The organism is Blautia sp. MSK.18.38 (assembly GCF_024460535.1).
Lineage (GTDB): Bacteria > Bacillota > Clostridia > Lachnospirales > Lachnospiraceae > Blautia_A > Blautia_A fusiformis.
Map to the genome: position 1 here is coordinate 37118 of NZ_JANFYP010000008.1, position 23807 is coordinate 60924.

General features: G+C 46.1%; 17 protein-coding genes and 1 tRNA gene. 2 read left to right on the plus strand and 16 right to left on the minus strand.

The features are described 5' to 3' along the window. Positions 1-22 precede the first annotated feature (22 nt). The 6 genes from NE638_RS06765 to NE638_RS06790 form a co-directional block, all read right to left on the minus strand. Positions 23-1687, minus strand: coding sequence for a CDP-glycerol glycerophosphotransferase family protein (locus tag NE638_RS06765; RefSeq protein ID WP_059086129.1), 1665 nt, complete (start codon positions 1685-1687; stop codon positions 23-25). A gap of 14 nt (positions 1688-1701) precedes the next feature. Next, positions 1702-2898 carry a CDP-glycerol--poly(glycerophosphate) glycerophosphotransferase gene (locus NE638_RS06770; protein ID WP_021651922.1) on the minus strand — a complete coding sequence of 399 codons (1197 nt, stop codon included), beginning with the start codon at positions 2896-2898 and terminating at the stop codon, positions 1702-1704. A gap of 27 nt (positions 2899-2925) precedes the next feature. Continuing rightward, positions 2926-3849 (minus strand): hypothetical protein, encoded by a 924-nt coding sequence (locus NE638_RS06775; protein WP_114002047.1) that lies wholly within the window; start codon positions 3847-3849, stop codon positions 2926-2928. Between the two features lie 24 nt (positions 3850-3873). Continuing rightward, the gene (locus tag NE638_RS06780) at positions 3874-4776 is read right to left on the minus strand and encodes an undecaprenyl-diphosphate phosphatase (protein WP_021651920.1); all 903 of its coding nucleotides are present in this window, start codon (positions 4774-4776) and stop codon (positions 3874-3876) included. 130 nt (positions 4777-4906) lie between these two features. Further along, complete coding sequence (carB, locus tag NE638_RS06785; protein WP_022426976.1) at positions 4907-8122, minus strand: carbamoyl-phosphate synthase large subunit; 3216 nt, start codon at positions 8120-8122, stop codon at positions 4907-4909. Further along, positions 8122-9198 carry a carbamoyl phosphate synthase small subunit gene (locus NE638_RS06790; RefSeq protein ID WP_015527400.1) on the minus strand — a complete coding sequence of 359 codons (1077 nt, stop codon included), beginning with the start codon at positions 9196-9198 and terminating at the stop codon, positions 8122-8124. The genes carB and NE638_RS06790 overlap by 1 nt, the downstream gene beginning before the upstream one ends. 237 nt (positions 9199-9435) lie before the next feature. Here NE638_RS06790 and NE638_RS06795 point away from each other — a divergent pair. Continuing rightward, a tRNA-Leu gene (locus NE638_RS06795) sits at positions 9436-9519 on the plus strand. A gap of 67 nt (positions 9520-9586) precedes the next feature. Here the strand turns inward: NE638_RS06795 and NE638_RS06800 are convergent. The 9 genes from NE638_RS06800 to NE638_RS06840 all read right to left on the minus strand — a co-directional run bounded on the left by NE638_RS06800 (position 9587) and on the right by NE638_RS06840 (position 20822). Further along, positions 9587-10054, minus strand: a complete 468-nt coding sequence (locus NE638_RS06800) for a signal peptidase II (RefSeq protein ID WP_022426975.1) — start codon at positions 10052-10054, stop codon at positions 9587-9589. An 81-nt stretch (positions 10055-10135) separates the two neighbouring features. Further along, positions 10136-10849, minus strand: coding sequence for a zinc ribbon domain-containing protein (locus tag NE638_RS06805; protein WP_022426974.1), 714 nt, complete (start codon positions 10847-10849; stop codon positions 10136-10138). A 42-nt stretch (positions 10850-10891) separates the two neighbouring features. Beyond that, entirely contained in the window at positions 10892-12277 is a 1386-nt protein-coding gene (gene clpX / locus NE638_RS06810; protein ID WP_022426973.1) for an ATP-dependent Clp protease ATP-binding subunit ClpX, read from the minus strand. Between the two features lie 136 nt (positions 12278-12413). Beyond that, positions 12414-13979, minus strand: a complete 1566-nt coding sequence (locus tag NE638_RS06815) for a S1C family serine protease (RefSeq protein ID WP_022426972.1) — start codon at positions 13977-13979, stop codon at positions 12414-12416. A gap of 150 nt (positions 13980-14129) precedes the next feature. After that, on the minus strand, positions 14130-15059 hold the full coding sequence (locus NE638_RS06820) for a glycosyltransferase family 2 protein (protein WP_022426971.1): 930 nt from the start codon (positions 15057-15059) through the stop codon (positions 14130-14132). Between the two features lie 71 nt (positions 15060-15130). Further along, positions 15131-16471 (minus strand): LCP family protein, encoded by a 1341-nt coding sequence (locus NE638_RS06825; protein WP_022426970.1) that lies wholly within the window; start codon positions 16469-16471, stop codon positions 15131-15133. Positions 16472-16489: 18 nt separating this feature from the next. Further along, positions 16490-17893 (minus strand): undecaprenyl-phosphate glucose phosphotransferase, encoded by a 1404-nt coding sequence (locus tag NE638_RS06830; RefSeq protein WP_022426969.1) that lies wholly within the window; start codon positions 17891-17893, stop codon positions 16490-16492. 108 nt (positions 17894-18001) lie between these two features. After that, positions 18002-18958: a glycosyltransferase family 2 protein gene (locus NE638_RS06835; RefSeq protein ID WP_021651911.1), complete on the minus strand. Its 957-nt coding sequence runs from the start codon at positions 18956-18958 to the stop codon at positions 18002-18004. A 4-nt stretch (positions 18959-18962) separates the two neighbouring features. Continuing rightward, positions 18963-20822: a glycosyltransferase family 2 protein gene (locus NE638_RS06840; RefSeq protein ID WP_022426968.1), complete on the minus strand. Its 1860-nt coding sequence runs from the start codon at positions 20820-20822 to the stop codon at positions 18963-18965. 181 nt (positions 20823-21003) lie between these two features. Here NE638_RS06840 and NE638_RS06845 point away from each other — a divergent pair, with 181 nt between their 5' ends. Then, positions 21004-22251, plus strand: coding sequence for a D-alanyl-D-alanine carboxypeptidase family protein (locus tag NE638_RS06845; RefSeq protein ID WP_118608661.1), 1248 nt, complete (start codon positions 21004-21006; stop codon positions 22249-22251). 109 nt (positions 22252-22360) lie between these two features. On the opposite strand, the gene NE638_RS06850 is transcribed toward NE638_RS06845, so the two are convergent. Next, entirely contained in the window at positions 22361-23800 is a 1440-nt protein-coding gene (locus tag NE638_RS06850) for an ArnT family glycosyltransferase (RefSeq protein ID WP_243148622.1), read from the minus strand. Between the last annotated feature and the right edge of the window lie 7 nt (positions 23801-23807).

Consider the following 23807-nt stretch of genomic DNA (forward strand, 5'->3'; position numbering starts at 1 on the left):
TTGCTCCTTTTGTATCCTTACATTAAAATTTTTTCTCTTTCAGCCTTCTTTTCAGTTTGTCCGGTATTTGAGCATTGGCTATATATTCATAAATTCGTTTGCTGTTGTCATTGTCCCTGTAGGGAAGAAGCTCATCTCTTCTTCCTGAAAATTCCGGTTTTTCACGGAATCCGTTCCTCGCATATTCTCCGATAAGGTCTACCAGCTGGTTCTGATCCCATGCCAGATCTCCGAAAACATCTTTTTTGTAGTCCATATAGCTTCCCTGGACTTTCTCATAGGTTTCCAGATCAAAGGGATAAAATACCACCGGTTTTTCCTGATAGTAGACATCCCAGGAAACAGAAGAATAATCGGTGATCAGCATATGACAGCTCATCAGAAGCTGATTCAGCGGCATAGTCCCAAATGGGATCAGACGGATATGCCTGTCTTCCACCTGAAAGCTCCGGATATGTTCCCGGAATTTCGGATGGATATAAAAATTCAGCGTGATATTTTCCTTTTCCAGAAGAGTCTTAAGCCTCTCATCCTGCAGAAATGCTTTATAACGCTGATAGTATTCACTTTTTTTGAACTGCTCCTCGCTGATATCCTCCAGCCAGCTTCTCCATGTAGGCATCAGCAGGATCTCTTTATGAGCCGGATCCGACTTGTCCTCCAGCACATCCCATCTGGCCAAACCAGTGATGATGATCTCTTCATTATCGTATCCGAAATAATCATGGATGATCTTCTGTTCATAACCCGAAGACACCACAAACAGTGCCATCTGATTGCCTCCGCCTTTATGAAAGGTCCTGTGGCATTGCTTGAAGCCCATCACTCCATGCTGGAGAAATACAATGTTCTTCCGTGCCTGATACAGAACCTTGTAGATGCTGTTGGGCGAATCCCAGATATAAAAATGCCGGATTGCATCGGTAGATATCAGATACCGTGCAGCGCTGAGATAGATCATGTACTTAAATGACATGAACTGGATCACATTGGCATCATACTCTTTTACAGCCTGATAATCCGGACATTTTTTATCTATTACATAAAAAATCCGACTTCTGTCCTTCTCCGATGCATGCTCCATACAGTACCGGAAAAAATAGAGGCCGTTGTCCTGTGCCATTGTACAGTATTTCTCGCAGATCAGCCATAATTTCTTATGATCCCAGTAAGGTTTCAGGATAAAATAGCAGAATAATGCAAGAAATTCTTTTGCTATAAATGCATAGCTGTCATATTTCGGATCATATTTCCGGTATTGAATGGTAAACTGCCTTGCTCCGTTGACAAAGGGATAAACCATATGCCCATCCCCGGTTCTGGTCCATCTTGGAAAAAGGATCAGCTTAAGTTTAAGTTTTGAACTTAAGCCTCCCAGGATCGCATCCTCATAATTTCCTTTTCCTTCTTTATCCACAGATGCCACCACATCCCAGAATGCGGTTTCCATCGGATACTGATCTACATTGATCTGTGCATGATACACGATCGTATTTCCTTTTTTTGCTGTCTGCATTTCAAAAGGAAAACTTGTATCCAACACTGCATTTCGCTGTTTCAGCTTCAGGGAACGGATCCTTCCTCTGGATCCTTCCAGCTCAAAACTGATCTTTATGGTTCCTTTTGTCAGCGAAAATTTCCTGGTTTTTACCTTGATCTCCGCCGGAGCTTCCATTAACTGCTGCAATTTTTCACCACCTGTTACATTTCTTTGATCGCTTTGTAATTTCTTTCACAATTCTTTGTATCCCACAGATCAAAATATTTTCCGTGTCTTTCCAGATAGATCTCTTCATTGGCAAATCCCTGCTTATGCAGGCGGATCAGCCAGTCCGTTACTTCCTGTTCCGTTACACATACCGGACCGAAGCCATCTTTCCGGAAATCAAAATACCCGATCTGATGATGACTTTGCCGGAATTTTTCATTGTCAAACTGGTAGTAGACCAGTGGCTTTTTCATGTAGGCAAAGTCCATGGCCACACTGGAAAAATCAGTCACCAGCACTGCGGACTCTTTAAGGAGTGTCTGCACATCGTACTCAGGCCAGGACGCCACTGTGATCTTCGGATGATCCACATGAAAATATTTCAGGAACCGATGCATTTCCCTGTGCGGATAAAAGATGATCTGAAGATCGTTCTCCTCAATATAGCGGATCAGTCTCTCATCCTTGAGAAGTGCATCCCAGTACCGGTAATAATCGGTTTCCATGAATTTCTGTGCTTCCAGCTCGTGATCAGAGGCTGAGATCTCATTGCGGATATACATACGCCAGGTCGGCATGATCAGGATCTGGTTCTTTTTTACCTTCATATCATGAAGCTGGTCAAAACGACACAGTCCCAGCTCCTGCACATAGCCTTCCGGATATCCGTACCGGTCATTGACATATTTCCACTCATCATAGGTACTGGTAACAAAAAGACTCATTTTTGTATGGGGATAATACAGAAAACTAAGATCTGCCGTAATGATCCCATGCTGCAGGAACGCCCGCTTGTTCCGTAGGATTCCGTAAACCTCCAGCACATAGCAGATGGCTGCGTTTGGTTTTCCCATTTTCTGGGAGCTGATATTTTTTGATGCAGCCAGATAGTAGATCCAGTGGCGGAAGCTTCCATACTGGATCACAGGTCCCAGATTTTTTACCCGGGCATAATCCGGAGATTTTCTATTGATGGCGTACACTGCATCCTCACTGGTATTTTCTCTCAGATATTTGTACAGCCAGAATCCGTTATCCCGGCATTCATTCTCTGTATCACAGAGAAGCCAGAGATCCCTGCGAAAAAGTCTGTAGACCATCGCAATGGGAAATGCCAGGATAAACTTGATGATGTGAAGCAGATCCCCAGGTTTTACTCGTTTCAGTTTTTCAAGAAATGTCTGTTCCATGTTTCCCTCTGTTTACAGGATCCCGGTTTATTCCTCTGACCAGTCTCCGTTATCATCCCAGACAATCTCTCCGTCTCCGCTGTCATCTGTATCTGTACTGTTGTCAAGAGAATCGTCACCGCTTCCACTGTTGCTGCTGTCATCTACATAGTCGCCGCTATCATCACTGCTGTCATAGTTTCCATCATCACTGCTGTTGTCGTAGCTTCCGTCATCGCTGCCGTCGTAGCTTCCGTCATTACTGCTGTCATAGTTTCCGTCATCACTGTTATCATAGCTTCCATCATCACTGTTGTCATAGCTTCCATCGCTGCTGTCAGAAGAAGTATCCGTGATACCGGAAGAACTGTCTGTCAGATCTGAAGCATCTGTGCTGTCTGCGGAATCACTGCTGTCCGCCTCACTGTTATCCGTTTCCACATTGCCAATAGTGCTCTTCTCACTCTTGTCACTGAGGCTTGTATAGGTCAGGTATGCTTCTCCGTTATCGATCATCAGTTTTGCCTTTTCCATATCGCTCAGCTGTACACTGTAGATCTCATAGGCATTTCCGTCTCCGTCTACGATCTTCATATCATAGATGGCATCTCTTGCAGAATCCGGGGTGTAATACATCTGCACCTGCTCCGCATCTTTGATGGTAGCTTCTGCAGGAACAAGACTTTTGCCCCATTCTTCCCCTCCTGCCGCGCGGAGATAGATCTCACGGATCTCTCCCTTCGTGCTGTTGGTAAGATAAACAAATTTTGCAGTACTGGTCTTTACACCGATCAGCTTCGGTGCAGGTGTAGATGTGGGAAGCGGTGTGGATGTAGCCGGTGCAGCCGTAGGTGCGGCTGTAGGAACCGGTGTTGGTGTCACCTCTGCTGTTTCCTTTGATGATTTTCCACAGCCGGCAATACCAAGCGCCGTCACTGCTGTCAGTACGATCAAAAGCTTCTTATATTTCATAATGATTACCTCCAGATTGCAGTTTTATGCTAAAAATGTTTTTCCAACGAAGTATCCGAGCACCAGGATACCAAGAATGATCCTGTACCAGCCGAATACTTTAAAATCGTGTTTCTTGATATATCCCATCAGGAATTTGATGGCAAGAACAGATACCACAAAGGATACCACAACACCTACGATCAGGATGATCAGCTCTGTGGAGCTGAAGGCAAAACCGAATTTGACCAGTTTCAGAAGACTTGCTCCGAACATAACCGGAATTGCCAGGAAAAAGGTAAATTCTGCTGCAACTGTACGGGATGTTCCTGCAAGGATTCCTCCGATAATGGTAGATCCGGAACGGGATGTTCCCGGAATCACGGAAAGCACCTGGAAGCAGCCGATGATCAGCGCTGTCTTAAAGGAAAGCTCATCCAGTCTGGTGCAGGTTGGTCTGCGGCGTTTGTTGTAGTTCTCGATAACGATAAAAAGCACACCATAAACGATCAGCATGATGGCAACGACCACATAGTTGTAAAATTTCTTTTCAATAATGTCATTAAAAGGAAGAGCGATGATGATCGTCGGCAGACATGCTACCAGGATCTTAAACCAGAGGATCCACTTATCCTTATCACAGTATTTTTCTACAAAAGTAAGGACAGTTCTGGGTACTGCCGGCTGTTTACGCAGTGCCATCTGTGTTTTCTTCGGGATTTTTCTTATGTAAAAAGGCCACAGCTTGTTCCAGTACAGTACAACAACTGCCAGGATCGCGCCAAGCTGGATCACCACCAGGAAAAATTCCATAAATGCCTCGGATACATTCAGCTTGATAAACTCATCCACAAGGATCATATGTCCGGTACTACTGATCGGAAGCCACTCGGTGATTCCCTCCACAATACCGAGAAGGATAACCTTCAGTAATTCTATAAAAATCATGTTAACTCCTTTCTAAAAGCAAGATAAGGACAGGGCCGGTATGTGAACGACGGCCCCGTCCTTATCAGTATATTACATATTTGACAATTCGTAAACTTTTAATTTTTTATTTCACAAAATTTACAATTTTTTATCGATTGTCGATGGTGGCGATATCTACCAGAGTCAGGTGGTTCAGGTCTGTATTCTCAAGACTTGTGACCAGAGCCTCTGCAGTATCAAGACTTGTAAGCACATTGACACCTGTCTCGATAGCATTACGACGGATCACGAAACCATCCTTCTGGTGCTCAACACCCTGTGGCGGTGTGTCGATAACAACATCGATCTTGTGGCCAAGGATCAGGTCCATCAGGTTCGGAGACGGCTGCTCCAGCTTGTTGGTACGTGTTACCTTGATTCCGTTTTCAGTCAGTACGCTTGCAGTACCTCTTGTTGCAAAGATACGGTATCCCTGAGCTTCGAAACGTTTTGCGATCGGAATGATGTCCTTCTTATCCTCATCTTTTACAGTGATGATCATCTGTTTGTGCTTCGGAAGACGGATTCCGGCTCCGATGAAGGCTTTGTAAAGAGCCTCGTTAAAGGTTTTTGCAATACCAAGGCACTCACCTGTGGATTTCATCTCAGGTCCGAGGCTGATATCTGCGCCTCTGATCTTCTCGAAGGAGAATACCGGCATCTTGATTGCGAAGTACTCTGCTTCTTTCTGAAGTCCCGGTGTGTAACCAAGCTCTTTGATCTTATGTCCAAGGATAACTCTTGTTGCAAGCGGAACGATCGGGATTCCTGTTACCTTGCTGATGTACGGTACTGTACGGCTGGAACGCGGGTTAACCTCGATGACATATACATCCTCGCCTACAACGATGAACTGAATATTGATCATACCGATTACATGAAGTGCCTGTGCAAGACGGCGTGTGTACTCGGCGATGGTATCTTTTGCTTTCTGGCTGATGGTCTGTGCCGGATATACGGAAATACTGTCTCCGGAATGGATACCTGCACGCTCGATGTGCTCCATGATTCCAGGGATCAGGATGTCCTCACCGTCGCATACTGCATCGACCTCGATTTCTTTACCCATCAGGTACTTATCAACAAGGATCGGATGCTCCTGTGCGATCTGGTTGATGATTCCGATGTACTCTTCCACGTCCTCATCGCTGACAGCGATACGCATTCCCTGTCCTCCAAGTACATAGGACGGGCGGACAAGTACCGGATAACCCAGCTCATTGGCTGCTTTTTTCGCCTCTTCTGCTGTGAATACGGTATGTCCCTTCGGTCTCGGGATCTCACATTTCTCAAGGATGGCATCAAAGAGCTCTCTATCCTCTGCAGCATCTACGTTCTCAGCAGATGTTCCGAGGATCTTAACGCCCATCTTGATCAGTGCCTCTGTAAGCTTGATAGCTGTCTGTCCACCGAACTGAACAACAGCTCCGTCCGGTTTCTCGATATTTACAACATTCTCAACATCTTCCGGTGTCAGCGGCTCAAAATACAGCTTATCTGCAATATCGAAGTCTGTACTTACTGTCTCCGGGTTATTGTTGATGATGATCGTCTCATATCCTTCTTTCGCAAATGCCCATGTACAGTGTACAGAGCAGAAGTCGAACTCGATACCCTGACCGATACGGATCGGGCCGGAACCAAGTACCAGGATCTTTTTCTTATCTTTTGTTTCTACAGCTTCATTCTCTGTCTGCTCATCGCCGTATACAGAATAGTAATATGGTGTCGCTGCCGCAAACTCTGCTGCACAGGTATCAACCATCTTGTATGCTGCACGGATGCCGTACTCTTTACGCAGGTCTTTGATCTCAGCTTCTGTCTTTCCTGTCAGGTCTGCGATGATGTAGTCCGGGAACTCCAGACGTTTTGCTTCCAGAAGAAGGTCTTTGTCCAGCTTCTGAGTTTTCAGAGCCTGCTCCATCTCAACAAGGATAGCCAGCTTATCGATGAACCAGATGTCGATCTTTGTGATATCATGAAGCTTCTCCTGGGAAACATTTCGTCTCAGGGCTTCTGCGATTTTCCAGATACGGCGGTCATCCACAATGTTCAGCTCGTCCATCAGTTCTTCATCAGAAAGATGTGAGAAATCATAGGACATCAGACTGTCTACATGCTGCTCCAGGGAACGGATAGCCTTCATTAAAGCACCCTCAAAGTTATGGCAGATACTCATAACCTCACCGGTAGCCTTCATCTGTGTAGTCAGTGTACGTTTTGCTGTGATGAATTTGTCAAATGGCAGACGCGGGATCTTAACAACACAGTAATCCAACATCGGCTCGAAGCTTGCGTATGTTTTGCCTGTGATGGCGTTCGGGATCTCATCCAGTGTGTAACCCAGTGCGATCTTGGCTGCAACCTTGGCGATCGGATAACCGGTAGCCTTACTTGCAAGTGCGGAGGAACGGCTTACACGAGGGTTAACCTCGATAACGCAGTACTCAAAGCTCTCCGGATGAAGAGCGTACTGTACGTTACATCCACCTGTGATGCCAAGCTCTGTGATGATGTTAAGTGCAGATGTACGGAGCATCTGATACTCTTTATCTCCTAAGGTCTGGGAAGGAGCAACTACGATGGAGTCACCGGTATGGACACCAACCGGGTCAATGTTCTCCATGTTGCAGACTGTGATGCAGTTTCCTGCGCTGTCTCGCATTACCTCGTACTCGATCTCTTTCCATCCGGCGATACATCTCTCTACAAGAACCTCGCCTACACGGGAAAGACGGAGACCATTCTCAAGGATCTCACGAAGCTCCGGCTCATTATGCGCGATACCGCCGCCGCTTCCGCCAAGTGTATATGCAGGACGGAGAACAACCGGATAACCGATAGTCTGAGTAAACGCAACACCGTCTTCTACAGTTGTTACGACCTTGGATGCTGCAACCGGCTCGCCGATCTTTTCCATTGTATCCTTAAATTCCTGACGGTCCTCAGCTTTACGGATCGTTGCTGCTGTGGTACCGATGAGACGTACATTGTGCTCTTTCAGGAAGCCCTTTTCCTCAAGCTCCATGGCAAGGTTCAGACCTGCCTGTCCGCCCAGTGTAGGAAGTACACTGTCCGGTTTCTCTTTGAGGATCAGCTGCTCTACGACTTCAACAGTCAGAGGCTCGATGTAAACTCTGTCTGCGATGTCTTTATCTGTCATGATGGTAGCAGGATTGGAGTTTAAAAGTACAACCTCCATGCCCTCTTCCTTCAGGGAGCGGCATGCCTGGGTTCCTGCATAGTCAAACTCTGCTGCCTGGCCGATTATGATCGGGCCTGAGCCGATTACAAGTACTTTTTTTATGTCCTTATTCCTTGGCATTATTTCTCTCCTCCCATCATCTTCATGAATCTGTCAAAAAGGTAACTGGAATCCTGTGGTCCCGGGCATGCTTCCGGATGGAACTGTACAGTAAAGATGTTCTTTCCGTTATATGCCATACCCTCGTTTGTTCCGTCGTTGACGTTTACAAATGCAGGATGTGCGATATTTTTCTCCTCAAGTCCCTCTGCGTCTACAACGTAGCCATGGTTCTGGGAGGAAATATATACTCTTCCTGTCTCAAGGTCTTTAACCGGATGATTTCCGCCTCTGTGACCGTATTTCATCTTATGGGTGTCTCCGCCCGTTGCAAGAGCCATAAGCTGATGTCCAAGACAGATGGCAAAGATCGGTACATCAGAGTCGTAAAGTTTTTTGATTTCTTTAATAATAGAAGTACATTCCTTCGGATCTCCAGGTCCGTTGCTGAGCATGATGCCGTCCGGATTGTCTCCAAGGATTTCTTCTGCAGATGTCAGAGCCGGGTAAATAGTAACCTGGCATCCTCTCTCATTCAGTGAGCGTGCAATGTTTTTCTTGGCGCCCAGATCAAGAAGGGCAACCTTCGGTCCGTTCCCCTTAAGCACTTCCTTTTCGCGGCAGGAAACCTTCTCTACCACTTTTCCTGTTGTATATGCTTTTAATCTGGGGATGATTGTATCCAGGTCATAGTTCTCATCAACTGTGATCATTCCGTTCATGGTTCCCTTCTCACGAAGGATCTTAGTCAGTGCTCTGGTATCAATTCCTGCGATTCCCGGAATGTCGTTTTTGCTCAGAAAATGCTGAATGGTGTCTACGCTTCTGAAGTTGCTGGGAACTCGTGATAATTCGCGTACAATAAATCCGTCAATCCACGGCTTCCTTGATTCCTGGTCATCATAACAGATTCCGTAGTTTCCGATCAGCGGATATGTCATACACACCGCCTGTCCTGCGTAAGAAGGATCTGTCATTACTTCCAGATAACCGGTCATGGAAGTGTTAAAGACAATTTCACTGATGACTTCCCTTGCAGAACCAATGCTGGTTCCTGTAAATACATGGCCATCTTCCAATATCAGAAATGCTTTCATACAATCTCCCTTTCTTTGTTCTCTTATTTTATCCTAAATCTTCAAGATTGTATCACAGGAATCGTCATTTTTCAACACCATATGCAAAAAAAATGTATAAAACTAACTTAAAATATTTTTTTTGAATTTTTTTAATTTTTTTGAATTTTTCTATTGACATTATCCCATTCCTGAGTTATTATAAGTGAGCAGTCGACGAGCGGAGCAAACAAAGCGAAGCAAGCCGGTTGAAAAAATGCAGGAATGGCGGAATTGGCAGACGCGCAGGCTTCAGGTGCCTGTGGTCGCAAGATCGTGTGGGTTCAAGTCCCATTTCCTGCATTCTTTTTTATTTTATCCAAAATCAAAAAAACAGAAGCGCCCAACACCGGCACTTCTGTTTTTTTATTTATTTTTCTTTTTCAGAAAAGATCTCGCTCCCGCCCCAGAGAAGCGCACCTGTAAATATGAAAAGATCCGAAATATTAAATACGACCTTCTTAAGCTTCGGATTTTCCACATTCAGGCTCACATAATCCGTGACGTATCCCTTTCTGCGACGTTCCGTATAATTATTCAGACCGCCGCCCAGGATCATGGAAAGCCCAAGCTTGGATATGCGTGTGCCTTTTTCTCCGAAAGTACGTATATACTCCCAGATTGCACCGCCCAGCACCATAGATGCAAGATCTCTCAGGAATTCTTTATCTTTGTTTTTTAATATTCCAAGCATCATCCCATGATTATGGCAATTTCTTACGATCAGTCTGCCTCCCAGGCACTTTTCCTTCAGATCTTTCTTTTCCGATGTGTTGATTTTTTTCTTTATATAATAGTCTGTACCAAAGATTCCCGCCGTCAGTAAATTCCACAACATTATTCCCCCTCCTTATTTCTGTGGTCTGCATAATATTCAGGCAGGCTCCCACTGGGGAAAGCCTGCCTTATATGCTTATGGTTATTCTGTTTTTTCTTCTATTGTTTCTGTATTTTCCGGATCAGCCGCAGGCTCCTCTGTTTCTGCAGATCCCACTTCCGTTCTTTCCTCTTCCAATTCCGGATCTGATCCTGATGTTTCTGTTTCTGACGCTTCTGCGGTTTTTGCTGCCACTTCTGTAGCTTCTTCTGTTTCTACTACTTCTGACGCTTCTACTGTCTCTTCCGGATCTGCTGCCGCTTCTGTAGCTTCTGCGTTTTCTTCCGCTTCTGTCTCCGGTACTTCTGTCACCTCTGCCTCAGCAGCCTCTTCAAGCTCCTCATCTGCCTGCTCGATCACATCGGCAGCTTTCTCTTCCAGCTCCGCTGTAGGACACGCCGCTCCGCAATACGGACAGAAGCTGGCCTCCCGCATCACCGCCTTATGGCAGGCCGGGCAGAACTTCTCCCCTTTACTGGCAGCGATCGCATCTCTGTAGTGATCCGCCTCCAGCATGTGCTGGCTGATTTCCTCGCAGATAGCTCCCGTCTCACCGTCAACGGCTTCTCCCTGCTCATAACGTGTATAGATCATCTTTCCGATATCCATCATCAGCTTTTCGGTCATACGCTCCTGTGCAGAGAGCTTGTTACGGATCTTCTGGATCTCATAGAGATTCTCTGCTCTGGAACTTAAGCCCTTTGCCTTTCTTGTCAGTGTGTTTCCCAGATCATCCCAAAAACTGCTTTTTGCCATATCTGTCACGCTCCTTTATATATTAAAGAATCTTCTTGTTTCTTATCCTTCCAGTGCCGGGATCTCCTGTCCACGCATAAGGATCTTCGGACCTCCGTTGCCCTGAATGTATCCCTCTGTGATCACGACCTCACCGATATTGTCGTCCTTCGGGATCTCATACATGATATCCAGCATATATTCCTCCAGGATAGCCCGGAGAGCTCTGGCTCCTGTATGGCGTTCCAATGCCTTACGGGCAATGGCATGTAAGGCACCGTCCTCAAACTCCAGTTTTACTTCATCCAGTGCCAAAAGCTTCTTGTACTGTTTCAGAATGGCGTTCTTCGGCTCCTTGAGGATCTTCACAAGCATATCTTCCGTCAGCCCGTTCAGGGTAAAGATGATCGGAAGACGACCGATAAATTCCGGAATCATTCCAAATGCACGGAGATCATCTACCGTTACTTTCTCCAGCACATGCGGATCATCATCATATTTGTCCTTCAGATCTGCATAAAATCCGATAGACGCCTGTTTATTCAGTCTTTCTTTGATGATATTCTCAAGATCCGGGAACGCACCGCCACAGATAAACAGAATGTTCCTTGTATTTACAGTCACCATAGGTACCATGGCATTCTTGCTGGTAGCACCCACCGGAACTTCCACTTCACTTCCCTCCAGAAGTTTCAGAAGTCCCTGCTGGACAGCCTCTCCGCTGACATCTCTCTGGTTGGTATTCTTCTTCTTTGCGATCTTATCGATCTCATCGATGAAAATGATCCCGTGCTCTGCCTTCTCCACATCATTATCTGCAGCCGCAAGGAGCTTGGATACTACGCTCTCGATATCATCACCGATATAACCAGCCTCTGTAAGAGATGTGGCATCTGCAATGGCAAGCGGTACCTGAAGAAGTCTGGCAAGCATCTTCACCAGATAAGTCTTACCGCAGCCTGTAGGTCCGATCATCAGCATATTGGATTTCTCGATCTCAATATCATCCATGGTATCTGTGGCAACTCTTTTATAATGGTTGTATACACCTACAGACATTACCTTCTTGGCATATTCCTGTCCGATCACATATTCATCCAGAGTTGCTTTGATCTTATGTGGTGCAGGAATATCTTTGAGATCGATCACCGGCTTCGGAGTCTCTGATTTTTTCTTGATCTTCTTCGCCTGGTTTCCGGGATTCTGGAAACTGCTGAGATCGATCATGCTCACATTCGGCATGTTAAAAAGATCGGAATAATTTCCATTGTTCATCTGGGTGTTCATAGTATCAAAGCTTTTCTGCATGCAATCCGCACAGATATGTATATGATTAGGAAGGTCGATCATCTTCCCTGCCTGACTCTCCGGTCTGCGACATAAAAAACAGAATTTCTCGTATTTCTGCTCCTGGTCATTGTCTTTATTATTATCAAACTGATCTGCCATAACATTTCCTTTCTGGTTTTTATTATGCATATTATAGCACATAATCCGGCTGTATCAAATTAAGTTTTTATAAACCGGGGAGCTGCATGTTCTTATGCAGCTCCCCGGTTTATAAATGGTTATCCTGTATTTTCTTTTATTTGTCAGAAGAGGGTTTGCTTCCGAGGGTCACTTCAACCGTCTGTTCCTTGTACTCTCCGCTGTTCGCTCTGGAGATCACCACTTCGATGGTTTCTCCTGCCTCATAATACTGCAGCTTATCAACAAGGTCATCCTTGCCGCTTACCTTCTGTCCATCCAGCTTCACAATGATATCGCCTTTTTTGATCCCTGCATTATCTGCTGCGCCGCCTTCCGTTACCTCAGTAATAAAAGCACCTGCCGGCATATTATACATCTGGATGGCTTCTGTTGTAAGATCGGCAGCCTTGACTCCCATATATCCTACCTTGGAAGAATCTTCCACCTTATCTCTGGTTTCGCGGTTCATCAGTTCTTCCAGGATCGGCTCTGCCTTGGAGATCGGAATGGCATATCCCATGCCTTCCACCTGACTGTCTGCATACTTGGCCGCATTGATACCGATCACTTCACCGTTCATGTTCAGAAGTGCACCGCCACTGTTTCCGGGATTGATCGCTGCATCAGTCTGGATCAGTCCGCTGGCTTCTCCGTCCTCTGTACCGATGCTTCTGTTAAGGGCACTTATCCATCCGGAGGTAACTGACTGTCCATAGCCCAGTGCATTGCCAATGGCAACCACCTGCTCACCGACTACAAGATCGTCCGAGCTTCCCATCTGTGCGATCTTGATCTCATCCATGGTCTCATCCGGAATATCGGATTTCTCCACTGCCACCACTGCCAGATCATTCTCTTCATCGGTACCTTTGATCTTGGCAGAAACTGCGTTATCCACATCCGCATCTCCATCGGAGCTGCTTGCCATAGCCTGGGTTTCTTCTTCCGCTCCTACCACATCACTGCCTGCAAAGCACACAGTAAGTGTAGTCGCTCCAGATACCACATGGTTGTTAGTCGCAATGAGAAGCTCGCTGTCATTTTCTCCTACAATAATACCGGAACCACTTCCTGCACTCTGATACTGCCTCGTTCCATATCCGAAAAAGCTTGGGATCTCCTGCACACTGACAGATGTAATGGCAACGATAGAAGACATGGTTGCCTGGGCTACACCGGCCACTGTACCACTCTCTGCCACAATATCCTTCACAGTAGAATCCGCAGAGCTACTGTCAGTACTGTCCTCTGTCCCGGTAACTGTTTCTGTCTTTCCGATTGTTGTACTGCTGTCATTTCCTCTGTATTTATCTGCTGCAATATTCACGCCCTGAAAAACCACTCCGGCTACCAGCCCAAAGATCACAGCCAGTGCCACCGCAGTGGCTGCTTTCTTTCCAAAGCTGTTGTTGCCTGAAAAATCTCTCTTTTTCCGCGGCTTTTTGGGCGGTATATTTCCACCGGCATAATTACCGGCCTGAGGCTGATGCACCTCATAATGTCCGTATTTTGGTTTCTCCTGCGAAGTGCCTTCACTCTGTCCGGCACCTGCATAACTGTCCTGTCCGCTCTCCTGCATCCTGCGTCCCTCAGAATAAGGATGCGTCAGCGGTTTCTGTTCTGCCGAAGCATTCTTATCCTCATCCGGCAAGCCTGTCCCCCATTTATTCTCTTCACTCATGCCTCTGGTGCTCCCTTCTATGTTATCTGATGCATGTATCTGTTACTGCTCACTCCGTTCTCAGTAACATTTATTTCTCTTATAAAAGACAGTTTAACAGGGAATTGTGTTTAAACTGTGATATCTCTTTTAAAAAACCGTGACCTGCTCTTATTTGTTCTTTTTCCAGTATTCCGGATTCATGGTGCAGGATCGGATCATTTTTTCAGGGAGCTTTTTGTATCGTTTTCCGAGAAAATATCCGGCGTATTTGGAAGCGCTCTGCAAAAACAGTCCGGGGATCAGCCATATGTGGCCTGTTTTCAGAAGATATGCCATGCTTTTTTTTACCAGCCGGATGCCCTCACCTTCGGAAGGCACTCCTTCAAAAACCTCCGGATGCTCCGCCTGGGAAACTCCCAGATCAAAATTCCTGTGGAACTGCTGCATACAGGTGTAATTGTGAGAATGATATACACGCGCTTCTGATACATAGGCAACTCCATAGCCTTTTTTTACCATCCAGCCTGCATAGATCATATCTTCATTAAAAATAGCATGCTCCGGAAATCCACCAATCTCATCATAGATCCTGTGATCATAAGCAGCACAGACGTTGGAGCAGAAATATGTTTTGATCCCGTAGGTCTGTACATCTTTTTCCGTTTTCAGACAGGACTGTTCCGGATAATTAAAGGAACGGGTATATTTTTCCAGAAATCTGCAGTCCTTTTTTGGAAGCTGACGCGCATAAGCGGCTCCTGCCTGTGGATTCTCTGCAAGAGCTCCTACCAGTGCTCCGATCAGTTCCCTGTCTGCCGGCATTGCATCCTGTGTCATAAATACAAGGATCTCCGCATCCGAAAGCTCTGCCGCCTGCCTTCTGGTACCGCCATGGTCAAATTCTTCTTTTGTAAGATGCCGGACTTCCACAAGCGGATATTCCTGTTCCCAGGTCTCTTTCCAGAATTTCTTTTCTGTATTCATGACAAGGATCTTATTGATAGGATATTTCTGTGCGCTGAGTCTTTCCAGCAGTTTTTCAAATTCTTCTCCCGGACGGTATGCCGGGATGATCACGTCTGTTTTTAATGTTTTCATATTTGTCTCCTGTCCAGAAAGGACCACCCGTTACTGGATGGTCCCTTCTGCTGGTTGCTTATTTTGATGTTTTATTCATTCTCCGAATAATCTTCTCCGTCGGTATAATCGCTATAATCCGTATCGGAATCGTCCGTATCTGTGCTGTAATCGTCTCCGGAATAATCCGTATCTGTGCTGTAATCGTCTCCGGAGTAATCCGAATCATAATCTGTGTCTGTGCTGTAATCAGCATCATCACTTGTGTCCGTACTGCTGTAATCTGTGGATGTATCTCCCTGCCACGTGTACGAATCATCCGTTGCGTCATTCGGTGTATCTGTCACCGCAGGTGCAGTGTCCTGCACGTCGCCTCCGCCTGCGATATTTGTGATCTGGGCACTTCTGTTGAGTACATCCTGCGTCGGAGTGTAACTGGTGTCTCCATACAGAAACTGATGCATCTTCAGAACATTGGATTCCAGTGTGGTAGGTACGATAACGCTGCCCTTTACCTGGGCAAATTTATAATCATTGGGGAAGCCTGTAGTTTCATCAATACTGTAGCCGATCATAGCCGGGATCATCTTCAGGATCTCTGTTTTGGAAACAGAAGTTTTGACCATCGGGAATACTTGATCCATAATATCAAAGATAGTGGAAAGTCCTGCCTTTTTCGCCTTATCTACGATCATCTGGATCACTCGTCTCTGTCTCTCGGTACGTCCCATATCAAGACTTGCAGTATAACGGATACGGCAGTAGGAGGTAGCCTGTACACCATTAAGATGATAGGTATCTACGATTGCTTCCTCATCCTCCGGCTTCGGATCCGGCAGTTCGATCGGTGTGTAGCTCTTTCCGGTTTCCTCTGATGTCTCCACACAGTAATTGTTCATATGAACGATCTCCGCATAGGAAAGAGGGATGTCCAATCCTCCGAGGCAGTCTACCACAGTTACCAGCGCATTAAAATCAATGGCAACATAATCTGTGATATTCAGATCCAGATTCGTATTCAGCATGGAAACCGCGTTGGTCGGTCCGCCAAATGCATATGCCGAATTGGCTTTGGAATAGGTATCATCCTTTACATTGAGAAGGGTATCTCTATAGACAGACACAAGTTTGACTGCCTTCGTATCATTGTTGATACTCGCAATGATGATGGTATCACTGTTCTCTGTATTCAGCTTCTCATTCTTGCTTCTGTGGTCCAGTCCGAACAGTGCATAGGTGGTATATCCCGTCATCTGCGGTGCCTGATCATTAGTTACAATATCCTGGTCTGCAAGATCTGTTTCCTGGATGTCGATCTTATCCAGTTTGGCTGAGATCTGACCATAAACGAACAGACCTCCGATAAACAGGAGCAGTACGACGATCTCCAGGATAAATAAAATCTTCTTGCTTTTTTTCCGAGGTTTTGACATCTTTTCCTTTTCCCCTTTTTAGTATGCGTTCTTATTAATAAATCCTTTGAATATGGTAAGAAACATGATCTTTATATCAAATCCCACAGACCAGTTTTCGATATAATACAGATCACACTCTATCCTTTTTCTGATAGAAGTATCTCCACGATAGCCATTTACCTGTGCCCACCCGGTAAGACCCGGCCGCACCTGATGCTTGACCATATAACGTGGTATCTCCTCCCTAAACTTTTCTACAAAAAACGGCCGCTCCGGTCTTGGTCCCACAAGACTCATCTCACCCTTCAGAATGTTAAAAAGCTGTGGAAGCTCATCCAGACTGGTATGACGCATAAATTTACCGATTCCGGTAACTCTTGGATCGTTCTTTACTGTCCACGCCTTTTTTTCTTCTGATTCTTTCTGGATCTCCATGGAACGGAATTTATACATCCGGAAAGTCTGATTGTGAAGCCCGACACGTTCCTGCTTATAGATCAGCGGGCCCGGCGAAGTCAGCTTGATCAGCATACACAACACCAGCATCACTGGTGAGGACACAATGATCGCAACGATCGCGCCTGCAATATCCATAGATCTCTTGATCAGTGCATTAAACGTGTTGCTCAGGGGCACATACCGGATATTGATCACCGGAAGCCCGAGAATATCTTCTGTATATGGTTTGGTCGGAATAATATTATTATAATCCGGAATAAATTTTGTGTGCACGCCGGATTTTTCACAGAGTGCAACGATCTCTTCCAGACGATAATACTCACTTAAGCCCAGGGTAATGGCTATCTCATCCAGACGACTGGATGGAAGGATGATCATCAGATTGGCGATTCGACCGATCACCTTAACGCCCTTATAAGTAGTGCCTGCCGGCACATTGTCATCCAGTATGCCCCTGATCACGTATCCCCATTGCGGATTCTGCAGGATCCTGTCTACATATTCCTCGGCAGCACGGCTGTATCCTACCAGCAGCACCTGTTTCTGGTTCATTCCTTTTTTGCGCATATCCCGGAGAATGTAAAATATAACCATACGCACAAACCATTCCAGGACGATATTGATCACACAGAAAGAAACCAGAGTAAGACGGGAATAGTCCAGCTCTTTAAAATTGTAAAGTGCAAACATGATGATAAGGAGCCCTAACGCATTTGCCTTCACAATTCCGGCAAGTACGAGACGACGCCCCTGCATTCGCATCGGTGTATAAAGATCAAAGGCCTGATAAAGAAGTAAATATCCCGGAATAATGAATATCAGCATAAACATATATTCCTGGACGGTCTTGGACTGGACCGCCGAATGCTCAAAAATTCCCTGAAAACGGATCAGCCAGGCCAGGGCATAGGAGGCCGCGATCACAAATACATCGATCAGCATATGGAGACGACTGAAATTTTTCTGGTTGTCTTTAATCAATTTCCGCCACCTCATTTAAGTTCATTGCTTTTATCTTATAATAGATGAAAACCAAAAGCAATAAAATCTTCCCTCCGAAATATAAAAATTCTGTGAAAATATGGTGTCTTAACCGGCAAAACGCCTAAAAATGTTGATCCAGAGTTCAAACTGGAGCTGTATATAACGCGGAAGATTCCTCATGGAAAATCTGACTTTTTTGTTTTTGCGGCTGATCTGAAAGCCGTTTTTGATGCCTGCAAGGTACTCACGTCCGAATCCCTTGGACGCAAAAAACAGGATCTTCGCACCGAATCCCACCAGAAAAAACGGAAGGTTCAGCACGATCTGGAGAAACGGCATATTCTTATAGATAAGATAAATATTGTTTCTGGAAGAATACCGGATCTTAAACTGATTATATCTGGATCCGCTAGTACCGCTTCCTACATGATAAACTTTCGCTTTTGGAGCATACCAGTTCTGATAACCGCAGATTCTGGCCCGATAACCGATATCCAGATCCTCCAGATAAGCAAAATGCTCCTCATCAAAATCTCCGATCCTGTCAATAAATTTCTTCCGGTAGATCGCAGCTCCCGCACAGGTGGAAAAAATCTTCTGCTCTCGGTCATAATGGCGGATGTCCTTGCCTTTTCCCCTGGCAAAAGCCCAGCCAAGGGCACAGTAATAATTTCCGGCATCATCCATCTTGTCCCTGTCATGAAGCTGGATCATCTTTGCCTGACAGGAAAATGCCTTCTTATGTCTGCGCAGGGCAGCAACCATCTCCTCCAGGAAATCCGGTTCCGCTTCCGTATCATTGTTCAGAAGCAACACATATGGGGAACGTGCCGCATGGATCCCTTCATTGACGGCTCTGCTGAAACCGTAATTCTCCGGAAGCTGTATCATGTGTACCCATGGATATTCCGCTGAAACAAATGCACAGCTGCCATCAGTGGAACCATTATCCACTAGTATAACCTCAAAATTACGGATAGTCTGTCTTTCAAGACTGGAAAGAACACCATCCAGATATGCCATTCCGTTAAAGTTTGGTATGACTACTGATACTTCCTGCATTGCTTTATCCCTTCTTCTTTCCCATTCCCGGAAGGGGCTTCAGGGAATAATTCCATTTGGTTAAAGAAAGATTTTTGTTATAGTATGGATCTCCTTTTTTCAGGATATCCAGCCAGTGACAGCGCATGTATTCGATCTCCGTCTGGAAACGGCGGACCTTTTCCTCGCTGTCCTCAGTGCCTCTTGACTTGGATTCGTAATGATAGAGCTTCACATACGGATCATAGACGATCAGATGGCCGTGGCTTCGCACCTTCAGACAGAGATCCACATCATTAAACGCAACTGCAAGCTCTTCCGTAAAGCCTCCTGCCTCCAGAAAAACTTCCTTCTTCATCATCATACATGCTGCAGTCACACAGCTCATATCCTGCAGAAGAGAGGCCTTATGGAGATATCCGGTACGCTCTGCCGGCATATTCACAAACATGTTCCCGGCAATTCCGCCCATTCCCACCACGCAGCCTGCATGCTGAATGGTGTTATCCGGATAGATCAGCTTGACGCCAACTGCACCTGTTTCCTTACGCTGGCACACGCTCAGCATCTCTGACATCCAGTCCGGATCGATGACCTTTACGTCATTATTCAGAAAAAGCAGATAATCTCCCTTGGCATGGCGCACCCCGAAATTGTTGATGGCAGAATAGTTGAAGCCTTTTTTCCAGCGGATCAGATGGACCCTGGGATCCTCCGAAAGCTTTCTGTAATACCGGAAGATCTCTTCGGAGCTGCTGTTATTCTCCACAATGATGATCTCGTAATTTTTGTAGGCAGTTTTTTCAAAAATGGATTCCACGCAGGCCTGAAGCGTTTCTTTCTCCTCACGGTTCGGAATGATAACAGAAACCAGAGGTTCTCCCTGCACCGGATACTTCACACGGTAAAATCCAAAATCCGGAGTATGCTCCACGGTTCCCGGAGTTCCGGTCCGTTTGAGATTCCCCTCAATGGCACGTCTGCCGGCTTCAAAAGCATACATCTTGCTTGCCGGATTATCTGCTGTGGAGGATTTGTGGGTCCTCCAGTGATAAAGGATCTCCGGTACATGGACCACTTTCCTTGCCTGCTCCACACAGCGGAAAATGAAATCATAATCCTGGGCGCCGTCAAATTCCCGGCGAAATCCGCCCACTGTCTGCACTACGGAACGTCTTACCACCAGAAAATGGCAGATATAATTATTGGATCTTAAAAGATCCAGGTTAAAGTCCGGTTTCAGATGGGGCTGAAAATGTTCAGAAAGATCTGTCGTGACCTTATCCTCATCTGTATAGATCACATCCGCCTCCGGATGCTCCTCCAGTGCCGCCGCGATCTCATACAATGCATTAGGTGCCAGCAGATCATCATGATCCAGAAGTGCGATAAAATCACCCTCTGCCATGGCAAAAGCTGCGTTTGTATTTTCTGCAATGCCAAGATTCTCTTTCAGATCCTGATAGCGGATCCTCCTGTCCATCTCTGCATAGGATCTCAGCACAGTCTGCATGTCCGGATCCTCCGGGCTTCCGTTTGCCAGACACAGCTCCCAGTTCTCATATGTCTGTGCAAGGAGAGAGTCCAGCATCTGTCTTAAAAAACGCTCCGGTGTCAGATATGCAGGTACCACAATGCTGATCAACGGCCCATCCGGAAATTTGCGTTTCCGCTGCTTCTCCAGTGTTTCCTCGTCAGGTCTGTATGCCTCATACCATGGTCCGTAAGGAACCTCTTCCGGTTCAAAACGTTCATGAAGCCGGATCCAGAACTCTTTCAGACCATAATGCTTCAGGTATCTTAAGCCCTTCTGTACTGTATAGGGGGAAAGCTTCTTTATAAGTCTGTCCCATTGGATCTTTCCTGTAGAATCATCTTTACTCATATATTATCTCCGTATTACTCAGTTTGCTGTTACTGTTCACTCTGTTCTCAGTAACAGTTTGATGAACATATTTTACCATTCCATCATTTTTTTTGCAAGGAAGAGAGGAAATGTGTTATACTGAGCTTACGTATGTATTGCTTACATAAGAATTATTTTTTATACAGGAGTACCATTTATCATGAAAAAATCAAGAATAACCACAGCGCTTCTGGCTATTGGGATCTCCGCTTCCATGGTGTTCCAGACTCCAGTTTTCGCCACAGAAGAAACCGCTGTTGCTGTATCCTCCGGTGTTACCACCAATGGGATCAGCGGATGGCCTCAGGGGCCTGAGATCACTTCCGCATCTGCCGTGATCATGGAAGATACTTCCGATACGATTCTCTATGCCAAGGATATGGACACCACGCTTTCTCCGGCCGGCGCAGTTAAGATCATGACCTGTCTTCTGGCACTGGAGAACAGCCAGCTTGACGATCAGGTTACCATGACAGAAACCGGTGTATCCGGTGTTACAGACGGAGGCGCTCATATTTCCTCACAGCTCGGAGAGGTATTTACCATGGAGCAGTGCCTTTACGCTCTGATGCTGGCCTCTGCCAATGACATTGCTCTCCAGGTCGCAGAACAGATCGGCGGATCTGTGGATGCCTTTGTCCAGAAAATGAACGACCGTGCCCGAGAACTTGGATGCACCAATACGGTATTTACCAATCCTACCGGTCTCCCGGATGACAACCAGCATACCACAGCACATGATCTGGCTCTGATCATGCAGGCGGCTATCCGTAATGACAGCTTCCGCACCATCTCCGGAGCCACCTCCTATACGATCCCGGCTACCAATGTTTCCGGCGGTACCCGTAACCTGACAAGCTCTTTTACCATGACAGATCCTGCATCCGCTTCCTATTATGAAGGATGTATCGGCGGTCGTGAAAGTACCACCACTGCTTCCGGAAGCGTTCTTGTCACAGCTGCACAGCGAAATGGTACTACTCTGATCGCAGTAGTCATGAACGGAGCGACCGGTCAGACAGCCAACGAAGCGATCTCACTTCTGGATTACGGTTTTTCCAATTTCCAGCTTCTGAATCTCAGCGAGGATGATTTTCACATCCTGTCCGGCGGCACTGTAATGGTTCCATCCGGTGCGACCGCAGACGACCTGACTACGGAAGATACGGAATCTGATGGTCAGATCTTACGCACCTATTCCTTTGGCGGAACTCAGGTGGGAACTGCAGTTGTCGAGGATTCCTCCCAGGAAAGCTCTTCCGATGTACTGGAAAATGATGAAAACATGGATTCTGCAAAAGCTTATTCCGAATCCAGATCCCAGATCCCGTATTTTGCCATTGGCGGTGTGGGCATCCTGCTCCTTATCCTTCTGCTGTGGCGCATGATCCGGATCATCCGTTCCTGATCTTGGTTCCCAGGCAAATATATTTCAGAATCAAAAAATCCCTCCTATGTACCGGTCATATCCGGATACATAGAAGGGATTTTTTTCTGCCATCTCACCCATCGGGGTGTCAGCCATAAAACGGAACTACCAGGAAGATATAGCATAAAAACGGCGAAGCAGCCAGAAGTGCTGTCAGGACCCGGTATATCCACATTCTGATATTTTCCTTTTTTACAAAACGCTCAAGCAGACGATTCCAGCCGGCTGTCACAAAATACATGGCCGGATACAGTGCCGGCATGATATAACGTCCCTGTGCCTGGTTGTCACTATAATATACATAATACATAAACAGACCCACAGGGATCAGGATCAGAAGGATCAGCAGCAGATGAAAGATCCCTTTTCTGTCCCATTTATCGTACACGGTTATTGTTTTTATCTTCAGCTTTTCACTTCCTGCTGCTTTTCGTTCTTTTACCACAGTACGTTTCTTCGGATAAAATATTCCCAGCATGGTCAAAATACCGATCCCACCCATTCCAAAGAACAGGAAATATGCCTTGCTCACATTATAAGGCATATAAATCTGCATCAGACCAAAGGTTCCGATAAAGCTTACCAGTACTGTCAGCAGCCAGTTATGCTGCCAGCCCGGATCCTGATACAGAAGGATATCCTTCCATGACCAGTTCAGCTTCTCCGGTGTAGGGTATCTGGACGGCCTGTAATCAACAGCCGCATATTTTTCCGCACACTGTGCACAGGCTTTTCTTCCGATAAGATCTCCGTCATAGAGAACGGCATTTCGTATAAACCACCAGCCGCATAAGGCAAAGGTTACTGCCGCGATCACGATCCCTCTCCGGAACAGAAATGCAACTCTCTGTTTTACCGGCTCTTCCCTGCACAGAAGGACTGTCAGGCAGAAAAACAGAAAGCTGCATAAGATCCATCCGTAGGCATTATAGTAGGACAGTGCACAGACCGCCATTCCAACAGCCAGAAGGATCGAATTTCTGAAGCTCCAGTCTCCCGCTTCCAGATAACAGGACCAGGAATACAGGATCATCGCCATGGATAAAAGTGCCAGGGAATCCGTGTTTACATAAGTTCCCAGAAACAATGCCTGCGGCATAAAGCCTGCCAGTGCGGCAAACAGCCATCTTCCCTCTTTCGGAAAAAGCTTTCCGGATGCTTTCACCACAAAATATACCGCTCCGGTCACAAAGAGCACATCTGCCATTCTCGCCGCATGGAGTAATCCGTCTGCAGAAGCATGGAACAGACCTGCGATCCCCATAAATACAGCAGATACCATATAGGAAAGGATCGGATAATAGGCATAGGAAATCCCCCATGTCGCATCACGGATGGTTGGCTCATCTCCAAGAGGCAGCTTTCCCGGATGCTCATGAAGATACTGTGCCACCATGTAGCGCATTTTTTCATCGGGGCCTGCCCCCAAGGGCTGCATGAACGCCCATGCAGTCAGGAGCAGAAATGCTGCCAGGACAAGAACCCCTGCCTGAACTCTCTCATCCTTCCAGATTTTTTTCTTTTCCAAAATATAA